Origin of the sequence: Mesorhizobium mediterraneum (genome assembly GCF_002284565.1) — a bacterium.
In the GTDB taxonomy this organism is placed as follows: domain Bacteria; phylum Pseudomonadota; class Alphaproteobacteria; order Rhizobiales; family Rhizobiaceae; genus Mesorhizobium; species Mesorhizobium mediterraneum.
In genome coordinates, this window is record NZ_NPKI01000017.1 from 86856 (window position 1) to 104136 (window position 17281).

The 17281-nt window shown below is 57.5% G+C and carries 11 protein-coding genes; 3 read left to right on the forward strand and 8 right to left on the reverse strand.

Annotated elements, in window-relative coordinates; all coding sequences use genetic code 11:
- Positions 1-308 precede the first annotated feature (308 nt).
- The gene (locus tag CIT25_RS14355) at positions 309-992 is read left to right on the forward strand and encodes a LuxR C-terminal-related transcriptional regulator (protein ID WP_095485206.1); all 684 of its coding nucleotides are present in this window, start codon (positions 309-311) and stop codon (positions 990-992) included.
- Between the two features lie 97 nt (positions 993-1089).
- On the opposite strand, the gene CIT25_RS14360 is transcribed toward CIT25_RS14355, so the two are convergent.
- The gene (locus CIT25_RS14360) at positions 1090-2787 is read right to left on the reverse strand and encodes a PAS domain S-box protein (protein WP_342587096.1); all 1698 of its coding nucleotides are present in this window, start codon (positions 2785-2787) and stop codon (positions 1090-1092) included.
- A gap of 307 nt (positions 2788-3094) precedes the next feature.
- Between CIT25_RS14360 and CIT25_RS14365 the strand changes: the two genes are divergently transcribed.
- The gene (locus tag CIT25_RS14365; RefSeq protein ID WP_095485208.1) at positions 3095-3805 is read left to right on the forward strand and encodes a helix-turn-helix transcriptional regulator; all 711 of its coding nucleotides are present in this window, start codon (positions 3095-3097) and stop codon (positions 3803-3805) included.
- A 270-nt stretch (positions 3806-4075) separates the two neighbouring features.
- Here CIT25_RS14365 and CIT25_RS14370 read toward each other — a convergent pair whose 3' ends face one another.
- The 7 genes from CIT25_RS14370 to CIT25_RS14395 all read right to left on the reverse strand — a co-directional run bounded on the left by CIT25_RS14370 (position 4076) and on the right by CIT25_RS14395 (position 14195).
- The gene (locus tag CIT25_RS14370; protein WP_128285276.1) at positions 4076-4753 is read right to left on the reverse strand and encodes a hypothetical protein; all 678 of its coding nucleotides are present in this window, start codon (positions 4751-4753) and stop codon (positions 4076-4078) included.
- 89 nt (positions 4754-4842) lie between these two features.
- Entirely contained in the window at positions 4843-5154 is a 312-nt protein-coding gene (locus CIT25_RS36260; protein ID WP_128285277.1) for a hypothetical protein, read from the reverse strand.
- Positions 5155-5190: 36 nt separating this feature from the next.
- The gene (locus CIT25_RS14375) at positions 5191-7410 is read right to left on the reverse strand and encodes a lipopolysaccharide biosynthesis protein (RefSeq protein ID WP_095485210.1); all 2220 of its coding nucleotides are present in this window, start codon (positions 7408-7410) and stop codon (positions 5191-5193) included.
- 73 nt (positions 7411-7483) lie between these two features.
- Entirely contained in the window at positions 7484-9703 is a 2220-nt protein-coding gene (locus CIT25_RS14380; protein WP_095485211.1) for a GumC family protein, read from the reverse strand.
- Between the two features lies 1 nt (position 9704).
- Positions 9705-11702 carry an asparagine synthase (glutamine-hydrolyzing) gene (asnB, locus tag CIT25_RS14385; RefSeq protein ID WP_095485212.1) on the reverse strand — a complete coding sequence of 666 codons (1998 nt, stop codon included), beginning with the start codon at positions 11700-11702 and terminating at the stop codon, positions 9705-9707.
- 4 nt (positions 11703-11706) lie between these two features.
- Positions 11707-12975 (reverse strand): O-antigen ligase family protein, encoded by a 1269-nt coding sequence (locus CIT25_RS14390; protein WP_095485213.1) that lies wholly within the window; start codon positions 12973-12975, stop codon positions 11707-11709.
- Positions 12972-14195 (reverse strand): glycosyltransferase family 4 protein, encoded by a 1224-nt coding sequence (locus CIT25_RS14395; protein ID WP_095485555.1) that lies wholly within the window; start codon positions 14193-14195, stop codon positions 12972-12974. Before CIT25_RS14395 ends, CIT25_RS14390 begins: the two co-directional genes overlap by 4 nt.
- Positions 14196-15416: 1221 nt before the next feature.
- On the opposite strand from CIT25_RS14395, the gene CIT25_RS14400 reads away from it, so the two are divergent.
- Positions 15417-17063 (forward strand): calcium-binding protein, encoded by a 1647-nt coding sequence (locus CIT25_RS14400; protein ID WP_245329853.1) that lies wholly within the window; start codon positions 15417-15419, stop codon positions 17061-17063.
- Positions 17064-17281: the final 218 nt, after the last annotated feature.

The following is a 17281-nucleotide window of genomic DNA, read 5'->3' on the forward strand; positions in this document are numbered from 1 at the left end:
ATGAGCCAAATATCCACCAATTGCCGGAACGATCTACGGCAACCCGGCAATTGCGTGGTGGTGGCATCGAAGCGAGCTGTTGGGACGCGGGTCTTGGAGGTTGAGAACGGATATTCGACAGGTCAGCCGATTCCGTTCGCAGGGTTCAAAAATAAGAGGAGCGTTTCCCGTTATTTAGGATTATATTAGCAAATGACGCTTGCGGTGTTGGGGCACTGCGGGTGTTGACTGGGTGAATCGACGAGTGGTTGGCCAGACTTTAAGGCCATCACCGTTCAATCATTCCAGGTTTCGTTGGGGTAGTTCAAATGTATCGAATCGTCATCGCCGACGATCACGGCTTGTATCGTCGTGGCTTGCGGTTGGCACTGACCGCAGGCATTCCGGGTGTAGAGATATTTGAGGCGTCGTGTTTCGATGCCGTACTTAGTCTGCTGGCGGAACAGGCGTCCGTTGATCTTGCGATCCTGGACCTGAACATGCCGGGATTGTTCAATCAGGAAGTGCTCAGCGGCATTCTGTCGGCTTATCCGGATACACGATTTGCGATCGTTTCCGGGAACGATTCACGCTCGGAGATACTGACGGCTCTTTCGATCGGACTTCACGGCTATATCGTTAAGTCGCAGAGAGACGAGGAGGTCGTTATGGCCGTCAACGAAATTCTCTCGGGCCGCATCTACGTCCCTGCACTTCTTTCACGCCCGGGTGCAGCGCAAGCAACTCACGCACCTACGCCCCCTGAGCTGATCCCACATCGACGTACCACCAGCGGCAATCTGGGCAGGCTGACCTCGAGGCAAAAGGAAGTCCTCAAGCTGATGGCGGAAGGGTATTCGAACAAGGAAATCGCGCGCGATCTGGAAATCGCAGAAGCGACGACGAAAATCCATGCCGCTGCGGTTCTGCGTGAGCTTGGCGTACGCAATCGGACCGAAGCTGCCGTGATGCTGAAGACCTGGCTTACGAGCAATATCAACAATATCAATTAGAGCGCCGTGCTTCCTTTTGGGCGCGCAAAGGACGCTCTACGCATCGTGCTTTCCAAAAATCGATTTCGATTTTTGGGCCGATGTTTGAGCGGATGCGTTAGGGGCCGATTTCCTTGCGTGACAGCCGTAGCGAATATCGCAGCCCGCGATCCGATATTTCCAGCTTGGGGGAGTGACCGACAAGCGGCGCCCCATCCACCCCGATTATCATGGAACCAAAACCATGACGGACAACGCTTGAAGTCCGCCGCCGCCCCGATTCCACCCAATTGAACACGATGTCACTGCCCGCATCTTCCGATGCGAACGTCCAATTTACTTCGATCCGGCCTTTTGGATCGCCAAGCGCTCCATGTTTCAAGGAATTGGTCGTCAGCTCGTGAACAATCATCGCAAAGCTCTCGGCAGCGCCGCCTGATATCACCACGGAGGGGCCGCTGATCGATATGTCGCGTGTCCCCATATACGGCTGCAACTCCTGGACAACGAGATCGTGGAGCATCCCCGACGCATTGCCGTTGCGTGACAGCAGCAGATGCGTTGCTTCGAGCGCACGAATCCGGTCGATGAGCGTCTCCTTGTACTTGGCGACATTGTTTTCGGGAACATCGGCCATGTTCACGAGCGCCGTGATCACTGGGAACAGGTTGCTGAATCTGTGACGTTGTTCCAGCATAATGCGCTCCCGCTTCTTTGCCGCGGCGCGCAGCAGTGTGGTTTGTCGCCGCTCCGTCAGGTCGGCGGCCACTCCGAGCCGCTGTAGACGATCATCGTATTTCTCTTCCCTTCCGCGTAAGGCAACCCAGCGGATATGGCCGTCCGGTCGTCGGACGCGAATCTCGACGTCGTAGTTCGTGACCGATGCGAGCTTTCTCGATGCCAACAGCTTTGGCCAGTCCGCCGGATGGATGACGGCCGTCAGGTCCTCGAGGCGGCGGCTAGCCGCTGGGGGCAGCCCGAGAATGTCCCAGAACGTGCCCGAGCCGGTGACGATCCCGTCTTTAAGGTCGATCCGCCACGTGGCCAGGCGTCCAGCAGACAAAGCGAGATCTAGCCACTCCTTCTGAGCCCGAAGCGCTTCGTGTGCAGCCCGCCGTTCCGAAATATCGTCGACCACCACGAAGATGCTCTCTAAGAGCACCCCATCGGGCATGGACGAAGACAGGGTTAGCCGAGCCCAGAATGCCGTGCCGTCCTTTCGTGTCAGACGAACCTCCGAAGCGAACGAAGCACTGTCGTTACCCAGGCCCGCCAACAACTGCGCCAAGGCATCGCGGTCGGCCGGATGAACGAGTGTCCTGAGCCGCAAATGGGCAAGCTCCTCCTCCTTGTAACCTGTCATCTCACAAAGACGTCTGTTGGATTGCAGCAGCTCACCATCCTCGTTGGTGTTTGCAAATCCCATGGCAGCACGTTCGAAGGCCCAACGGTAGCGGCTCTCGGTTGCTTCGACGGCGGAGAGCCTGACCTCGGCGATTTCCAGCAGCTCACGCAAGTCCTGGCGCAGCCGATGGAACGTCATGGCAATCACCCCGCCCGAAACCAGAAGCAGGATGGCGCGCGCCCAATCTTCGCTGGAGATCTGACCATGCAGGGTACCCCGTGCCCATAGGCCGGCTGCCACCATCAGGATCGTCGCGGCAAGCGCGGGCGCGCGATCTTCAAGATAGGAAATGATAATAATAGCTGGAATAAACTCTAGAAAACTCGAGCCTTCCCCAATGTATACTGACGCTTTTGTTTCGAATATCAGTGTGGCGACTAGTACCGATGCGGACGCAATATGAGTTAGCAATCTGGCTGACGGGTCCGAATTCCACCTGCGAGAATGCGAGTTCATAGGCATAGGCTACAACCTTTTAACTAGGCCGTCGAGACTAGAGCAAAAAACGTACAACCTAGTACGACTGCCGGATTGCCATACCACTATCACAGCGCGCATTTTATCAGGGCGGGGGAGCATGACTTGGTCAGAACTCCTCAGAATATATCGAATTTTAAGTTAGATAGGGCCCATTTTTGTGAGCCCTATACATAAAAGTTTGTTTGTAAATCCCGGACAATTTGTTTCGGGATAGTGAACCTTGGGGAAGGTTGGAAAAATGACTCTGATCGATAGACACAGTGATGCTGTTGCGGGCAACCGATACATTGCGATGGGCGCCAAGTATAACGCTGAGGCGAAGATGGCGCGGCCCTCATATGCTTATCCTTCAGCGCGTGCAGCAGATCGTGCGGACGCAGGGGTCGACGAACCAAGGAGACGCAGCCTGGAATCCATCACCGGCATGCTTGATCGCATCGGCTGTGGCTATCTCGTGCTGAACCGCGAAAGAAAAGTAATCGAATGGAACGCAGCCGCTCAAACCACGCTGGAGCGCCAGGGCGAAGCGGCTGAAACAGCCGGTGGGCTTTCGATAGCTCTAAGGCGGCTGATCGCAAATGTTCCGGCTCATTTCCTGCCGGGCTCACTGTCTTGGGTGGTGATCCGCAGCAGAGGCGACAGGCCGGTGATACTGAAAGAGAACGGACTTATCGCTCCTGACGGAACCAGCATCGTGGCATTGCTGGACCGTGAGAACAGATCGGGACCAAATCCTCAGACACTGCAAAGGATGTTTGGCTTGACGAGCGCAGAAACACACTTGGCGTTGCGCTTGGCTCAGGGCGATGCGCCGTTGGAGATCGCCCGCAGTTGGCGCCTCAGCCGCACAACGATCCGCTCACAGCTTGCCTCGCTTTTCGCCAAGACAGAGACGAGACGTCAGGCGGAACTGGTGGCTCTTCTGGGGCGCATTTCGGTCTTGCCATAAGGGGCTGCCGCCTAGAGCATGTTCCATCCCGATAGAATCGGGATGGAACTCTAAACTTGTTATTTTGCCATGATCTTTCCTGAAAGCCGGTTTGCGCTTTTCGGGATCCGGGCGCCGGCATCCAACAGGATTCAGGCAACCGGAATTTGGAACTGTTCCAGTAAGTTGCCCTTCGAATTCGGTTTGAACGTGTTGTCCCGTTAGAGACCCCGCCGCTGACGCTCGGGGGCCAACAGTTGCACTGCTGCCATGCCAAGAATTTGACTGATTTCAAGTTCCTTGCGAGCAGTATCTGAAAAGAAAAAGGTCAAAGCGGCGGATCATGCCGAACAGTGTCGCCGCCGCCAGGGATCTTTGCAGAGCAAACCTGGCTACAGCGCAATCAACAGCTGCGCCCAAGCTGGTCAACCCCGCACCACCGATATAGATCAAAAGAGCGAAGATGCTAGCGTAGCCAAAGCTCCGACCCATGTCTTCGTTGTAGGGCAAAACTATATCCGCTGGAGCGGTGGAGGCCGCGGAGACTCGGGTGGACTTCGGATCGCTGCGATGGTCAATATCGCTTGCGTCAGCGTCGAGCCTTTCATGGCCTTGGCCGCGTTTGGCCGTAGGTCCACCTCCGGTCTGCAAGCTCTTCGAGATTATTTTCTGCTCGACTGACTGAATGCTCTCTAACGATGATTGGTTGCTGAGCGTTTCGATTGGAATTATTTTTCGGTTCGATTGCACGAGAATGTCATTTATGGTTTGAAACACCCCAAAAGCGCGAAGGTTCGTATCGAGATCTGCCTCGAAAATTCGCTCTGCAGGCGGTTCATGCTCCATCCGCTGCAGCAAGCGTGTCTCCACGATCGTTTGTGGCACCACAACTCGGAGCGTGAAATCGGCGACTGGCGCTAGGCTGAGCGCCTTTGCAAGCGTGACATTGTCTGCGGTTTCGTTGAACATTGCCAGGGACCCAATCACTCGGACATAGCCCTGATCGAATATTATTACGTCTCTAGATTGCTTCGCTTGATCCCAGCAGCGCGAAAGGTTCAATATATATTGCCCGAGCCGGGCGCGCCACATTCGTTTTTTTTGGCGGAAGAATTCTGATCATGGAAAAGGGATGTCGAAAGATTGCTTCTTCCTCTCGGAGAAAGCAATATTTTTGAAGTTGAAAATACCGCAGCCAGAATTCTGGAAATGAACAGGAAGATTCCCAGATCGAACCTTCCTTCCCTGGTGCTAGGCTGGTAACTGAGGACAACCTCGGCGTGGTATCCTTCCCTGCGCAGTCGCCGGGCAAGATCGTGAGCAAACGTTGTCTTGCCAGATCCGGGCGGTCCGAAGATCTCAATGATCATGGGGTCGAATCCGTTGGTGGCGATACTCTCGCGCGATCAGCGCATGAACCAATACCGTTGCCGGCCGTCGACTGCGCTTGCTCTGAACGACGCTAGCGCAAAGATCAGCGCAGGCATGATCTTCAGTCGTTTGCTGATATAGATTGCCATAACCACGTTCCAAACGGCCAATGCAAGCGCCAAGCCTACTGCGGCGCCCAGCGGACCGTAAAGCTCGATTCCTGCCGCACAGCCTATGATGCCGGCAGTCGCGCCAACGATCATGGCTGCTGCTGCTGCCCATTCGTTTCCGGTCATGGTCAAGAGATTCAGCTGGGGCCCGCACAGCGCGACAAAGACATACCCGAAGATCAGTACCCGCGCGATGGGTGCTCCTGTGCTGAAATCGTCACCGAACCAGTTCATGAGAGGTTTAACAATCACAACCAGCGGGATAGCCATCGCTATGGCGCCGGCGGCGGAAAGTATGGCGGCTCGTGAAAACAACTGCTGCAGACCCTTCCGATCGCCTCGGGTATGAAGGGCAGCCGCTGCCGGCGAAAACATCACGCCGACGGCCACGAGGGCAAGACTCACAAGCAACGCGACGTTCAGTCCCAAGGCGAAGATTCCTGCGTCTCGAATATGACCTGTCCAGCCGAGCACCATAACCCCAGCCCGACTGATGAAAATATCGAGCCCAGCCATGAGCATGATTGGTGGAACCGCCGCCCACCACTCTTGCGACGCGTCGCTGGGTTGAGTGTGCCGCAACCCAGGCGGCTGAAATTTTGCCACCATGATGAACACCAGTCCGACCGTGATGCCCGAACTTGCCAGCACCGCCTGCATCACCAAGGGTGCGTTGAGGGTCCATGATCCGGAAAAGGCCGCGACTCCCAGCAACATCAACAACAGGCCGTCGCGCACGATGCGTTCCGGCAAAAGGGCTGAGACACCACCGCCGAAGGCACGGATAAGTGCTGCGCCCAATGCGGAAGCGGTGACCAAGGGGACCGCGGCCATGCCAAGGAGCTGGCTGATTTCAAGTTCCTTGTGGGAGGGATCTGAAAAGAAAAAGATCAGAACGGCGCCGATCATGCCGAACAGTGTCGCCGCCGCCAGCGATCTTTGCAGAGCGAACCTGACTACACCATGTGCCAGGTCAAGCCGCCCGTTTGCCCTATAGGTGGACACGAAGCGCAGTAAGGAAATATTGAAACCAAGCGTTGCAAGATAGCCGAGCACGGAGGTCCAGGCCAGGACATAGGAATAGATGCCATAGCTGGTGGAACCGACGAGGCGCGCAATCAACAACTGCGCCAAGCTGGTCAACCCAGCACCGCCGATATAGATCATCAGAGCGAAAATACTGGCGTAGCCGAGGCTCCGGCCCATGTCTTTCTTGTGAGACAAAACTATATCCACCGCGGCAAGAGAGGCCACAGAGGTTCGTGCGGTCTTCACAGGATTACAATCGTCGATGTCGCTTGGGTCAGCGTCGAATGTCTCGTGGTCTTGGCTGGCTTTGGCCGCAGGTCCACCTCCGGCTTCCACAATTTTCGAGATTATCTTCCGCTCGACACATTGAATGCCTTCTAACGACGACTGATCGTCGAGAGTTTGGATCGGAATGATTTTTCGGTCGGACGCGACAAGGATTTCATTTATGCTTTGAAACACCCCAAAAGCGCGCATGTTTGTGTCAAAATCTGCCTCGAAAATTCGTTCGGCAGGCGCTTCATGCTCCATCCGCTGCTGCAAGCGTGTCTCCACGATCGCGCGTGGCGCAACAACTCTGAGCGTGAAATCAGCCGCGGGCGCGAGGCTGAGCGCCTTTGCGAGGGCGGCCCTGTCTGCGGTTCCATTGAACATTGCCAGCGACGCGATCGCCTGGACGTAGCCCTGATCGAATATGACCACATCTCTGGATTGCTTCGCCTCATCCCAGCGGCGCGAAAGCTTCAAAATGTGCTGCCAGAGCCGAGCTCGCCATATTCGTTTTTTTGGCGGCATCATTCTTATTATGGAAAGGGACGTTGAAAGATCCTTGATCCTGCCTCTTGGAGAAAGCAGGATTTTTGATGTTGAAAATATTGCCGATATGATCCTGAAAATTGCCAGGAAGATTCCGAGATCGACGCTCGATCCCCTCTCGCGAGGCCGGTGACTGAGGGCGACCGTGACCTGGTACCCCTCCCCGCGCAGTCGCCGGGCAAGGGCGTGAGCGAACGTTCTCTTGCCGGATCCAGGCGGTCCGAAGAGTTCAATGATCATGGGTCCAATCCGATCGTGGCAATACCCGCGCGATTTCCGCGACCGTCGTTGCTTCGACGTCCGCTTGTGACGCTCATGATGGTTCCTCAAGCAAAAGATCAGCACTGTCCCCGAACTGGTAACTGGCATGCTTCTTGAGATTAACCTGCGTGAGAACGCTCCCCACAGGGACCGAAACCGACGCATCGCTCGCAAGCGTTTCCAAAACCCCACGCGCCATGCTGCGTCGCGTCCTGCCCCAGCGAACGGCGAAAAGAACCGCATCAGCCCAGCCAGTCAGAAGCCCGGCCTCCGGTCCTCCAAGTCCCACCGGTCCATTTATGATGACGACGCTGTAGATCGAGTGCAGCTCATCCGTGAACAGGGAACTGTCGGCCGTGGAAAGCAATGCCAGCAGATCCTCCGAGGGTGCGAGAGCCATGAAGTCGATTCCGATTTCAGGCATTCCCGCGATTGCATCGCGCAAGGCACAGCGTTCACTCACATAGTCTCCGAAGAAAAAGTGAGGCTTGAGAGCCTTGAATTCGTCCAGGAATTCGTTCGTGAGGCGGGCGCCCGTACGGTCAAGATCGAGGAAAAGCACTCGTCCCCCCAGTCGGGTGGCTGCCAAGGCCAGGCTCCATGCAAGCTCGGTCTTGCCATCATCCTGGACGCTGGACGTTACGAGAATGACGTGCGACGAGCGATCCCCCGCTTGCTTGGGCGCCGCGGCGATAAGCAGGGACGTCACGGCGCGGCTGTATCTGGACCTCTGCTGCGCTAAAACCAGCTGCTTCAGCCGCTTGGCGTGCATCGTGGGAGCTTGTGGTATCAGCCCCAAGCATGGAACCCCGAGCGCTGCTTCAGTTTCGGCCTCGCCGCGCAAGGTCTGATCGAGGCGGTTGCGAATAACAACGAAGACGCCGCCAAGAAGCCCAAACACAACCATACCGGGTGGAATAAGGAAAATCGGCGACAGGGTCTTTGGATTCGTCGGCGGCCATGCCGCCGAAAGGACCGACACTCCGGCCGAGGGAGTTGCGATGCGCCGTATCAATTCCTGTTGTTGGGTCAGAAGCTGGTTGTATCGTTGCGTCAAGATACTGACCTGCGGCTCCAGCGCACGCAGCCCGGACAGCCGGCCCGCGGTATCGGCCACAACCGCATCGAGCACATCCTTGCGGCTTTCCAGAGCTGCAATTTGGGCACGGTAGATGCTGGCCTCCGCTGCGATCCGAGCGGTGGCTTGTTCGATCTCGCGATTGATCGCATCGCGCAGATTTTTATCTGCCGCGTCATTGGCCTGGCGAGCCGCCAATTCGGCCAACACCGGCGATCCGATGGCTTGAGCGAGCGAGGCGACCGATGCCCCCTCCTTTCGCAGTTCCTGAATACGTCGAAGGCGAGATTCCGTGGCGGAGAGATCTGCTTTCGACAAGGAAATCTGCTGGCTGAGTTCAGCCGTCTCCTTAGCGGCGTTGTCCGCAGCACCTTGGTCGATTGCACCATGACTCAGCCGATACTTTTCCAGGCGATCGGTCGCTGCTGCCAGATCGCGTTGCACACCTGGCAGGGCAGCGACTATCGAGGTGAGTTCCACTCTGTCCGCTGCCTGACGTCTCTTTGCGAGATCGTCGATGTACGATTGGGCGAATGTATTAGCTACCATTGCGGCTCGCGCCGGATCCGGATCGGTAAAGCCTATGCTGATGACTCTCGATCGCAGCTCCTGGCCAACCCTCATGCCCTTCCGCAACGCCTTTAGTTCAGCCGCATCCGCAGCGTCCGGCTTGCTCTGCGGCAAAATTCCGCCCAACAGACCGTCTGCAAATGAGCGCAAATTCGGCCGGTCGCCACGAGCGGGGTTGGGACGAGAATTTCCAGTTCCGGCATCACCTTGTTCAGCAGTGCTGCCAGCCTCCGTCTTGCGCAGCGCTGCCATCACGCGTCGCAGATTTCCTTGCGACAACAGCATGGTTATATTGTCGTCAATGCTGGCATCCAGCATCTCCGAGGCGGGCTCCGCGCCGGCGGGCCCGTTCCTGCTCGGAGCATCGAGAATAACTTGCGTGCTCGCCTCATACCCGACGGGAACTGCCAAACCCGCAAGCCCGGCCAAAACACCGCCCAGGGCTACCATGGCGAGCAGGAACCATTTTCTCCTCGCGATGGTCGTGAGTAACTGATGGATCGGGGCCTGCGTGTCCATCGGCTCACGCAGCGGGCGCCTCATGCGCGGCCTGGTCTCGTGCGCGGCAACGTGCATCTCAGTGGCGCGCGGAAGTTGCTTGCGGCTGACTATGGAACCTTCCATCTTACACTCCTGCCAGTTCGAACACGCGACGCAGGTTCGTTGCTGGCGCCGGTGCCCTACGGGCCTCGTTGCGCCAAGCCTGGAACATCAACGCCGCCCACAAATCACGAGAATGATCCTGCCTTCCATCCAAGTGATCTCGCCAGCACGCCTCGACCTTTGCAAAGTCGAATATCCCGTCTCCGGAGAGGCGCATGTCGGTGAGAACATCGCTGGCCCAGATGCGCAGCGGACCTCTCAGCCAGACTGCTATGGGAACATCGAAACCTTGCTTCGGACGATCGATCAGCCGCTCGGGAACATACCGATGCAGCAACTGACGAAGGAGCCACTTGCCTTTGCCGTGGCGCACCATTACGTCCGCCGGTAGGCGCCAGGCGAAGTCGACAACGCGATGGTCGAGAAGCGGGCATCGTCCCTCGAGGCCGGCGGCCATGCTGGCGCGATCCAGCTTCACCATTATGTCGCCAGGCAGGTAGCCGACCATGTCATCGTACAAGAGACGGGACAGCAGATCATCAAACGGAGGTTCGCCCTGAACCGATACGGGTGTTTTCTGATGGGTGAGGTTCTCGGTCGATGATCCACTGAGCCGCTGATATAATTCGTTCTCATCTGCCGCTGCGAGCAGCCGAGCCAGGCGATCCAACCGGTCGCTCCGCAGCGCGTGCCGGGCATGCACCGAAAGCGGCAGCTTACCGACGAGATCGTGACGGGCTGCACGAGCAAGCAATCCAACACCTGCAGCAAGCGTCTGACGCAGCGGCGACGGCAGCGTATGCAGTCGTCTAGCTCGAGCCGCCATAAGGTGGCGAGCGTAGCCGGCGAAGCATTCGTCGCCGCCGTCGCCCGTCAGAGCCACCGTAACGTGCTGGCGAGCGAGCCTCGCCACGAGCAGAGTTGGTATCTGCGATTCGTCGCCGAACGGTTCGTCCCAAATTTGCGGCAGTTCTGGAATGACCTCCTGCGCGGCCGCGCTGGAAAGGTGGAGTTCGGTATGGTCGGTGCCCAGATGTCGGGCGACCGCCGCAGCGTGCGGAGCCTCATCGAACCCGCACTCTCCGAATGCTATGGTGAATGTGCGCACCGGCTTCTCCGACTGCGCTTGCATCAGGGCAACAACGGCTGAACTGTCTATCCCCCCCGACAGGAAGGCTCCCAGCGGGACGTCAGCGATCATGCGCTCCCGAACGGCAAGTCGAAGCAGGACATCGAGCTCATTCGTCAGTTCTTCATCGGTGCCGACAATCGGGTCCGCCCTACCCTTCGTGGCGGTGTCGGCCAGCGACCACCAGTACCGGATGCGATCCGAAAGCGACGCGGCACTGCGCGCCTCGGTAAAATTTGCGGCCGTTACGGACAGTACCGAACCAGGCGGCAGCTTGAATACGCCTCGCCAGATGCACTTGTCATCCGGTACCCATCCCCTCGACAGCATCGTCGTGGCGACATCGAGATCGAGTTCCTGACAGAAACCTGGAAAGCAGTTGATCGCCTTCAACTCGGAGGCAAAAACGAGCGCGTCGCGTGTTGAAGCAACGTAAAGCGGCTTCTTGCCCATTCGATCGCGGGCGAGATGAAGGGTCCTGGTCTCCCTGTCCCACAATCCAAAGGCGAACATGCCGGCGAAGCGCTTGAGTGCGGCATCGAGCCCCCAACTCTCAATCGCGCACAGCAAGACCTCGGTATCGCAGGTGCTGCGGAAACGATGGCCCGCGCCTTCAAGTTCGCGGCGCAGGTCGTGGAAATTGTATATTTCGCCGTTAAAGGTGATGGCATATCGGCCAGTTGCCGAATGCATCGGCTGGTGTCCTGCTTCCGACAAGTCGACGATGGCCAAACGCCTGTGGCCGAAGGCAACGCCGGCTTCCCGATCTCGCCAGAAGCCGTAGCCATCAGGCCCACGATGACGAAGGGCTGTCGTCATTTGCGCTATTGCCCTCAGCGGCTTCGCACTGGCCGCATCGGTTGCAAGAAGAATTCCGGTGATCCCACACATCCCGTCACCCCAAGTCCGTGGATGTTTTTCTAGAAGATACCGAAGCTGCTCGCGGCGTTCCGGCAACGAGACAGAGGGTCAGCCCAAACCAAACGATCGGGTGGCGGATGATCAGGTGCGGAAACCCGTAAATCATGATCGCCACCACCAGCGCAAAAAGCGCGTCGAGCTTCGCACGCCATGCTGACATGGCGGCCGAGCCGACGATCCAAAACAGGGCCAGGATCGCAATCAGACCACCTTGAGTGTACAGATCGAGTACCGTGTTGTGGGCCTCGAAAGGTTCGGGCAGAAACTGCCGATAGTAGACGGAGGGGCGGGCCACATGCGGGCCGGGACCGAGGCCAAGTGACGCTGACGTCACGCCCTTGTAGACTGCATCACCCCAGAGCCTGACGCGAAGTGTAGCGGTTGAGGCGGTCTCCTCGCCGCCCCCCCCCTTGCTGAGGCTCTTGGCGAAATTTTCGACGCTGCTCATGTCCTTGAGCACGTAAGGCGTCATCGACATCGCCAGGGGGAGGAAGCCGATCATCAAGAGCACGGCGACTTGCCGGGAAACGCCGACCTTGTCACCGGTCGTGAGCCATGTCCGAACCCGCAGCCCTAGAAATATCAGGCAGGTCAGGACGCTTGTAAGAAGATACGCATCACTCCTTGTCAGCCTTCCGACATAGACGGTCAGTACAAGGCTGCTGAACCCAAACAACCTTCCCCATGGACTGCTTGTGGTCGTCGCAAGATGTAAGGCCAGGGGGCCAAAAAGTGCACAATAGATCGCGAGTTGGTTCGGATTCTCGGACCAGCCGGTGAAGCGATCCCAGAACCAGGGATTGACACCGGATTGGTGGATCCAACCCCACCCAAGTGCCAGCTGAAAGGTAAAGCATGCACTCACTATCCCGATCGCCCACCAGGCAGTGCGGCGCAGATGGCGACCAGCGTCGGGCTCCGCAGCGGCCAGGCAGGTGACGCTGGCCAACAGCAGGTAGGCCATTGTGTCGTGAATCGGCCCCGAGAGGTCCAGAACCGTCGTGGTCAGCAAACCGACAAGGGCCCCGACCCCCTGAGCAAACGTCATGATCAGCCAGAAGGTCACAAGACGGAACAGGGCCGGCGTCGCCTCCAGGCGACCACCAACGACTACGCGCCCGATCGACAGCATGATCCAGAGCGATAGGAACAATTCGGTATATCCGAGGTGCAGTCCCGGAACACTGATCTGCGCCGCATAGCCCATCGAAATGCCGGCGGCCAGCAACGCGCTCCGGATCATCGGGGCGCTCCACCCAATTCGCGGTTTGCGGCATTTTCTTTGAGCAAGACCGGGGACGCCGGTCGAGCAAGACCGCCGTGGGATTCGGCGCTAAGGACATTTTTGTACAGATCGCAATACTGATCGACCACCCGCGGCAGCGCGAACTGCTCCCGGACCAGTTCGACGGAACGACCGCCCATGACCTTTCCACGGCCGCGGTCGGACAAGATGTCTATTATTCGAGACGCAAGCCCATCAGCATCGTGCGGTGGGACGAGATAGCCGTTCCATCCGTCCTCAACCACGTCATTGCAGCCAGGCATCCTTGAGGCGACGATAGGCAATCCCGCCAGTCCTGCCTCGAGCAAGACGCGCGGAATCCCTTCCCGATATTGCGTCGGAAAGGCGAACAGATCGGCCATACCAAGAAGGGCTGGAACATCGCGTCGTGGACCCAAGGCTATGACATGGGGTGCATATTGATCGATATCCGATTTATCGACGGCAAAGGGCCCCTCAGATTCCCATGGGCCGACAAGCACGAAACGTGCATCAGGCCTTTTTGACAGGATGCGTGGAACTGCTTTGAGGAGTGTCGGGATGCCCTTCTGGCGGGTCAGCCGGCCAACGAAAATTACGACTTCGGCGGACTGGAGCCCAAACTCTTCGCGCATTTTCATCGCCGACGGGGCAAGGTGCCTTGCCATGGCGAACGCATCGACGTCGATTCCAGAACTGCGGATCAGCCGCCCGCTGCCGCGTCGGATTAGTCGGTAGCGCTCAAAGAAAGCCTGATCGTCCTGATTTTGGAAGACCGTCGCAGCCGTCCAGAAGGACGAGAGCCATTGCAGTCCGCAAAAGATTGGACGTAGGGCCAGAGCCCGTGGCTCCAGCGACGAGAATGTCCAGCCCAGACCATTGATGGTGCGGATCACTGGAACCTTCCCGCGCGCCGCTAGCGGCGTCAGTAGGTTCGGCTTGGTGTCGAAACTTTGGACAATGTCCGGTCGCAGTTCCGACATTAATTTTCGAATCGCTCTGATGGCCCCCCATCCCCCGCTACTGCTGGCAAATCGGTCGAAACCATAGCTGCGATGCGGAATACCATGTCGCAAAAACGCGGCTTCAGCACCACTGGAGACGGCAGTGACCCGAAACCCCCTTTCGCGCAGCGACATCAGGAACGGAATTCTTAAGGCGTGATCCTCGCCTCCCACGCACATGAGATGCGGGTTCATCCTGCCTCTCCCGACCATGCGCCGTCTCCCAATCGCGGGAAGTGGCCGGCTTTTGCTTCTGCCTTCATGATCTTGGTTTCGCTTCTTCTGCGCGTAAGATGCCAAGTCACGGTAAGGGCAGGCTTGCCTACTGTCCTCGTCTGTTTGAATGAGGCAAACCGCATTTGGATCAAGGTGTTGCGAGCTTCAGGCCGTTAGGTCTCCCGGCTTGGCGCGACAATCCGCACCAAGGACCTGCACAGGTGTGGTACCGAGGCCGTATGGCGGGCCGTCTTGACGCGCATATCCTCCTGCGCAATGAGGGGGTGGCGGGGTCATTTACGCGTGGAAGTTGAGGAATCCTGCGGGCACATTCGCCCATGGGCGGGCAACCGAATACTGCGCTTCCGACAGCCGTCGGTTGTTAGACCTCCGTCTGGGCCGGTGCCTAGGTATGCTGGTTGAGCCGCATCTCAGTCACATCCGTCTTGGCTGCCTTCCCGCGACTGGCAGCTAAGCCAAACTCGACTACTCCGATGTCGGCAACCTTAGTTTTATCGGTTGTAAGCGAGCACCCGCCCACTGTGTCCACAACAAATTTGGTTGCGACAGCAGAGGACATGGCCCGGCCCAGAACCTAGCTTAACGTGATCGGATTTGCTCGCAGGCAAGTGCGCATACTGTGCAGAAGAGCCATTCTGCCTGCCGTTCTATTTATGGCCTCTAGTTGTCGGCAGTCAAAAATCCGATTTTTGCCACGCCACTTCAGCGGGGTCAGCACCGCCAAGGCACCATCATAACCTACCAGCTTCGGCGCCGTCCAAATCATATTAAAAGCCAAGCCACTCATAGCAAAGTATTTTTGAAGGCAAGTTCATATAAATAGTCACCAAGATAAATTCGCTGAAAATATAATTTATCTTAATAGGCGTTTAGAGACTGCGATGAAAAAACGCTTTTTTTGATCTCGAACCAGTCGGTTGTCATAAGTAGAATTTTCGCTTCCGTGCGGCAATCCTGTCGGCGATCAACGAATCTATCAGAAGGGTGCGGGTATTTGATTTGTTGCTAATATACGCCATCTAGTAGGCAGGCACCGCGGGGCGCTAAGAAAAAGGAATATAAATGGCACTTCATTTTGCAGCGGGTGGATCCGCCACCGAAGTCGCAAGCGCCGGCTTCAATCTGGTTGACGTTCAATACGTTGATCAGGTCAACGAGCTGCCGGATGGCACGAAGGGCTTGGTCTGGCTCAACGAGGGCGAGGGCGTAACTCAGTCCTTTATCGACAAAGTCACCCCCTTCCTTGGCAATCCGAAGGTATTTGGGTTTTTTCTCGTCGACGAGCCGGATCCCACCGGCCAATACCACACACAGGTAGACGCTGAGGATCTGAAAGCCGAATCCGACTGGATCCACTCTCGTATGCCAGAAGCCAAGACCTTCATCACCGCGATGGACATGGGGTCTGCCGCCGATCCGGATTTTTCCAACACCTACAACTATGACAACACGCATATCGATCTGTTCGGAATAGATCCTTATCCGGTGCGCACCGGCACAGACACGGTCGACTACGACATGATCGACAGAACCGTGGCTGCAGCGGTGGAGTCGGGCATCCCGACCAGCGCGATCGTTCCGGTCTACCAGACCTTTGGCGGCGGCAATTATACGACCAACACGGGCGGCAAATATGTCATGCCGACGACGGATCAGTTGGAGACCATGATGGACCACTGGGAACAGCTGGTTCCCAATCCTGCCTTTGACTTTGCCTACGCCTGGGGTTCACAGGAAGGCGATACCGCGCTTGAGAGCTCACCGGAGCTGCAGGCTGTTTTCCGGGAACACAACCTTGCTACGCCTACCACCGTGCCTGACGTTGCTACGCCTACCACCGTGCCTGACGTTGCTACGCCTACCACCGTGCCTGACGTCGCTACGCCTACGCCCGTGCCTGACGTTGCTACGCCTACGCCCGTGCCCGACCTTGCTACGCCTACTCCTACTCCCGTGCCCGACCTTGCTACGCCTACTCCTACTCCCGTGCCTGATGGCGGCAACGACGATTACTATGTCGACAATGCCGGCGATAGGGTGATCGAGTCCGCTGGCCAAGGTCAAGACAGGGTGTGGACCGCTGTGGACTATGCGCTCTCAGCCGGCTCGTCGATTGAAGTCCTTGGCACCACTGAGGACGCCGGCACCACGGCGATCAACCTGACCGGCAACGAATTGGCCCAAACCATCCAGGGCAATGCCGGCGCCAACGTCATCAACGGCGGCGGCGGTGCTGACAAGTTGAACGGCTTTGGCGGCAACGACGATTACTATGCCGACAATGCCGGCGACGAGGTGGTCGAGTCCTCTGGCCAAGGTCAAGACAGGGTGTGGACCTCTGTGAGCTATGTGCTCTCAGCCGGCTCTTCGATTGAAGTCCTCGGCACCACGAAGGACGCCGGCACCACGGCAATCAACCTGACCGGCAACGAATTGGCCCAAACCATCCAGGGCAATGCCGGCGCCAACGTCATCAACGGCGGCGGCGGTGCCGATAAGTTGAGCGGCTTTGGCGGCAACGACATTTTTGTCTTCAATAGCGCCCTTAGTGACGGCAATGTCGACAGGATTACCGACTTCAATCCGTCCCAGAACAAGATCCACCTCGACGACGCGATTTTTGCCGGGCTCAAGTTGGGCACGCTCACATCCGACGCTTTCTTTGCGGGTAGCGCCGCGCATGATAGCGCCGACCACATCATCTACAACAGTTCGACTGGAGCGCTCTCCTTCGACAGTGACGGGATCGGCGGTGCGTCTCAAACACAGTTCGCCACTCTCTCACCCGATCTGTCGCTTAACGCAGCCTCATTCTTTGTGACCTGAAGGAGCTAGCGGCAAACGAGACCGCGCCAGGGCCCGCGGTCACCTACAGAGACAGGTGGACAAACTGCACCTTGAAGCCTGTCTCTTTGGCGAGCGTGAATGCTCTGGCGCGGACCGTCAGTCAAATCACATGACAGCTCCGTCGAAGATCAATGATTCTATCAATGGCATGTCGCTAATTGATTAGGCGCTAATATGGGCCGTCGAGTAGGCAGGGG

Excerpts from the sequence above, each read along its gene's own strand:
- CIT25_RS14355 (WP_095485206.1), top strand. The coding sequence starts at position 309 with ATGTATCGAATCGTCATCGCCGACGATCACGGCTTGTATCGTCGTGGC.
- CIT25_RS14365 (WP_095485208.1), top strand. The coding sequence starts at position 3,095 with ATGACTCTGATCGATAGACACAGTGATGCTGTTGCGGGCAACCGATAC.
- CIT25_RS14370 (WP_128285276.1), bottom strand. The coding sequence starts at position 4,753 with ATGTTCAACGAAACCGCAGACAATGTCACGCTTGCAAAGGCGCTCAGC.
- CIT25_RS36260 (WP_128285277.1), bottom strand. The coding sequence starts at position 5,154 with ATGATCATTGAGATCTTCGGACCGCCCGGATCTGGCAAGACAACGTTT.
- CIT25_RS14375 (WP_095485210.1), bottom strand. The coding sequence starts at position 7,410 with ATGATCATTGAACTCTTCGGACCGCCTGGATCCGGCAAGAGAACGTTC.
- CIT25_RS14380 (WP_095485211.1), bottom strand. The coding sequence starts at position 9,703 with ATGGAAGGTTCCATAGTCAGCCGCAAGCAACTTCCGCGCGCCACTGAG.
- asnB (WP_095485212.1), bottom strand. The coding sequence starts at position 11,702 with ATGTGTGGGATCACCGGAATTCTTCTTGCAACCGATGCGGCCAGTGCG.
- CIT25_RS14390 (WP_095485213.1), bottom strand. The coding sequence starts at position 12,975 with ATGATCCGGAGCGCGTTGCTGGCCGCCGGCATTTCGATGGGCTATGCG.
- CIT25_RS14395 (WP_095485555.1), bottom strand. The coding sequence starts at position 14,195 with ATGAACCCGCATCTCATGTGCGTGGGAGGCGAGGATCACGCCTTAAGA.